Source organism: Comamonas sp. (assembly GCF_036666375.1).
Taxonomy (GTDB): domain Bacteria; phylum Pseudomonadota; class Gammaproteobacteria; order Burkholderiales; family Burkholderiaceae_C; genus Comamonas.
This window is the reverse complement of the sequence record NZ_JAVWWA010000206.1, coordinates 1-3,100: the sequence shown is the minus strand read 5'-3', so window position 1 is coordinate 3,100 and position 3,100 is coordinate 1. Positions and strand designations below refer to the sequence as shown.

Below are 3,100 nucleotides of genomic sequence, written 5' to 3'. Positions count from 1 at the left end.
CAGGACGCCGACGAAGCCGCGTTCTACGTGGCCCATCTCGAAGGCCGGCCCCACGGCTATATCCGCAACTTCAGGACCGGCATCGATATGCAGTGGAAAGCCAAGGCGGTGGCGCTGTAGCCCGGCGCGTCCCGTCACGTGCGGGACGCCGTTTGTGTCGCGGCAATGCTCCAATATTTTTCAACGAGGCGGCCCAGCCGGGGCCACCCGCAATCCCACAAGGACGAAAAATGTTTGCTGAACCATCCGCGAAGACCCGGGACCTGCTGCAGCGTCTGAACGCGTTCTTTGACGAACACATCTATCCCAACGAAGAACGCTATCTGCGCGAAATGGACGCGTTCCGCCGTGCAGGCAATGCCTGGCAGGTCTCGCCGCTGATCGAGGAGCTCAAGCCGCTGGCGCGCAAGGCCGGGCTGTGGAACATGTTCCTGCCGCACGAGTACCGCGGCGTTGCGGGCATCTCCAATCTCGACTACGCGCCGCTGTGCGAAGTCATGGGCCGCGTGACCTGGTCGGGCGAAGTGTTCAACTGCTCGGCGCCCGATACCGGCAACATGGAGACCATTGAACGCTACGGCACCGAAGCGCAGAAGGACCAGTGGCTGGAGCCTCTGCTGCGCGGCGAAATCCGCTCGGGCTTTCTGATGACCGAGCCCGCTGTGGCGTCTTCCGATGCGACCAATATCCAGTGCACGATTCGCCGCGAAGGCGACGAGTACGTGATCAATGGCCGCAAGTGGTTCTCGTCGGGCGCGGGCAGCCCGCATTGCCAGATCTTCATCGTCATGGGCAAGACCGACCCCGACGCGCCGCGCCACGCGCAGCAGTCCATGGTGCTGGTGCCGCGCGCGGCCGAAGGCGTCACGGTGCTGCGCCATCTGTCGGTGTTCGGCTACGACGACGCGCCACACGGCCATATGGAAGTGCTGCTCGAGAACGTGCGCGTTCCCGTGGAGAACATCCTGCTGGGCGAAGGCCGGGGCTTCGAAATTGCCCAGGGCCGGCTTGGCCCCGGACGCATTCACCACTGCATGCGCTCCATAGGCGCCGCGGAACGCGCGCTCGAAATGATGTGCGACCGGCTCAATGCGCGCGTGGCCTTTGGCCGCAAGCTGTCCGAGCAGTCGGTCTGGCACGAGCGCATTGCCGAGTCGCGCTGCATGATCGACCAGGCGCGGCTGCTGACGCTCAATGCGGCCTACAAGATGGACACCGTGGGCAACAAGAATGCACGCGCCGAGATCGCGATGATCAAGGTGGTGGCGCCCAACATGTCGTGCAAGGTCGTCGACTGGGCGATACAGGCGCATGGCGCGGCCGGCGTGAGCCAGGACTTCTGGCTGGCCGAAGCCTATGCCCACCAGCGCACCGTGCGCATCGTCGACGGCCCCGATGAAGTCCACCGCAACGCGATCGCCAAGCTCGAGCTGGCCAAGCGCGCGGCCACCGCGCACGGCTGATCAGGCAGCCGCGCAGGGCCGCTGGCGACAGCGGTCCTGAAGATTCTTGCCCTCCGCATGGAGGGCTTTTTTTTGCCTCATCGCGCCGCTCCAGAAAACGCTGGCGCCTGAGCTGCCGGCGCTGCGAGCGCTCTGCCCGCCGCCTTTTTCCCGTCCCTCTAAGTCCTGCGCACCGCCATGCCTGTCGCGCAGGCGTTAGCCGTGGGCGCGCGCCGTTGCGCGCCGGTCACGCGTGTTTTCCCTGGAGCCAAAGCCGGCGCGAATTCCTATTATTACTTGCCGGCCGACAAGTAAACATTGGGCGGCGTTCGGGGCATTGCAGCCTGCAGGCCCGCAAAAACGCAGACACATACGAGGAGACAGATCTTGTTGAAATTCAATGCATCGCGCGCGCTGCGCCCATCGCCTCTGACCCTGGCGCTGGCCGCCACCTTGTGCACCGGTTTGCCGGCGCTGGCCCAGCAGGCCCAGAAGGAGGAACTGCGCCAGATAACGTCCCCTGCGGGCGGCCTGGCCGCCACGCCGTCGAGCAGCGTCAGCATCTATGGCCTGATCGACACCAGCGTGGGCTATGTGTCCAGCCCCAACGGCCGCATCACGCGCGTCGACAGCGGCCACATGAACGGCTCGCGCCTGGGATTCAAGGGCAGCGAGGACCTGGGCGGCGGACTGCGCGCCAACTTCCTGCTGGAAATGGGCATCAACAGCGATTCGGGCACGCTGGGCCAGAACCAGGGCGCAGGCGCCAAGGGCTTTGGCCGCGGCGCGCTGGTCAGTCTGACCGGCAACTTCGGCGAAATCCGCCTGGGCCGCACCGTGACCGCCATCAGCTCCGAAGTGCAGGCCGTGGGCGATGCCTTCGGCCTGGGCGGCGGCGGCAACCTGCAGGGCATTCAGCCCGCGTCGGGCCGGGTCAACAACAGCATCTGGTACCAGACGCCGTCCATGGCAGGCTTCATCGGCAAGATCTCCTATGCGCCCGGCGAGACTTCGCCGGCCCCGGGCAGCGGCCTGGGCTCGAGCACGGGCTCGAGCAGCGCCGCCGCGCTGTTCTATGCGAACAAGGCACTCAGCGGCGCGCTGTCGTATACCGTGCACAAGCACATCGTCGACGGCAGCAGCGTCAAGTGGTTCAACTCCAGCCTGGCCTATGACTTCGGCGCGGCCAAGGTGTTCGGCTCGTTTGCGATGTTCAAGAACCCCAGCGCCGCGATCACTCCGGCCACGCAGGCCGCGGCCGACAACAACCTGGGCTTTGCGGGCTTTCCCACGGTGGGCTATTACGCCGGCCAGGACGATCGCAGCGCTTCGCTGGGCGTGGCCGTGCCCTTCGGCAGGAGCACGGTGCTGGCCCAGGTAGTGCATGTCAACGACCGCGGCCCGCTCAACCGCGATGCCACGCAGGTCGGCGTGGCCTACCTCTACGCGCTGTCCAAGCGCACCAGCCTCTACGCCGACTACGGCCGCGTGAAGAACCGCAACGGCTCGGCCTATGCCCTGACCGGCGCCACCAGCCAGGCCGCGCCCGGCAGCAACGGCAACAGCGATGCGCTGCATCTGGGCATTCGCCACGCGTTCTGATACGCAGGGTTGATGTTGGAGCCGGGGCTTGGGTCCCGGCTTTTTGCCGTGTGAGG

At 66.0% G+C, this 3,100-nt stretch carries 2 protein-coding genes; both read left to right on the top strand.

Features of this window, described 5'->3' with window-relative positions:
- The first annotated feature begins 230 nt into the window (after window positions 1–230).
- The gene (locus tag RR928_RS24590; RefSeq protein ID WP_332540295.1) at window positions 231–1,463 is read left to right on the top strand and encodes an acyl-CoA dehydrogenase family protein; all 1,233 of its coding nucleotides are present in this window, start codon (window positions 231–233) and stop codon (window positions 1,461–1,463) included.
- A gap of 366 nt (window positions 1,464–1,829) precedes the next feature.
- Window positions 1,830–3,044, top strand: coding sequence for a porin (locus RR928_RS24585; RefSeq protein WP_332540296.1), 1,215 nt, complete (start codon window positions 1,830–1,832; stop codon window positions 3,042–3,044).
- Window positions 3,045–3,100: the final 56 nt, after the last annotated feature.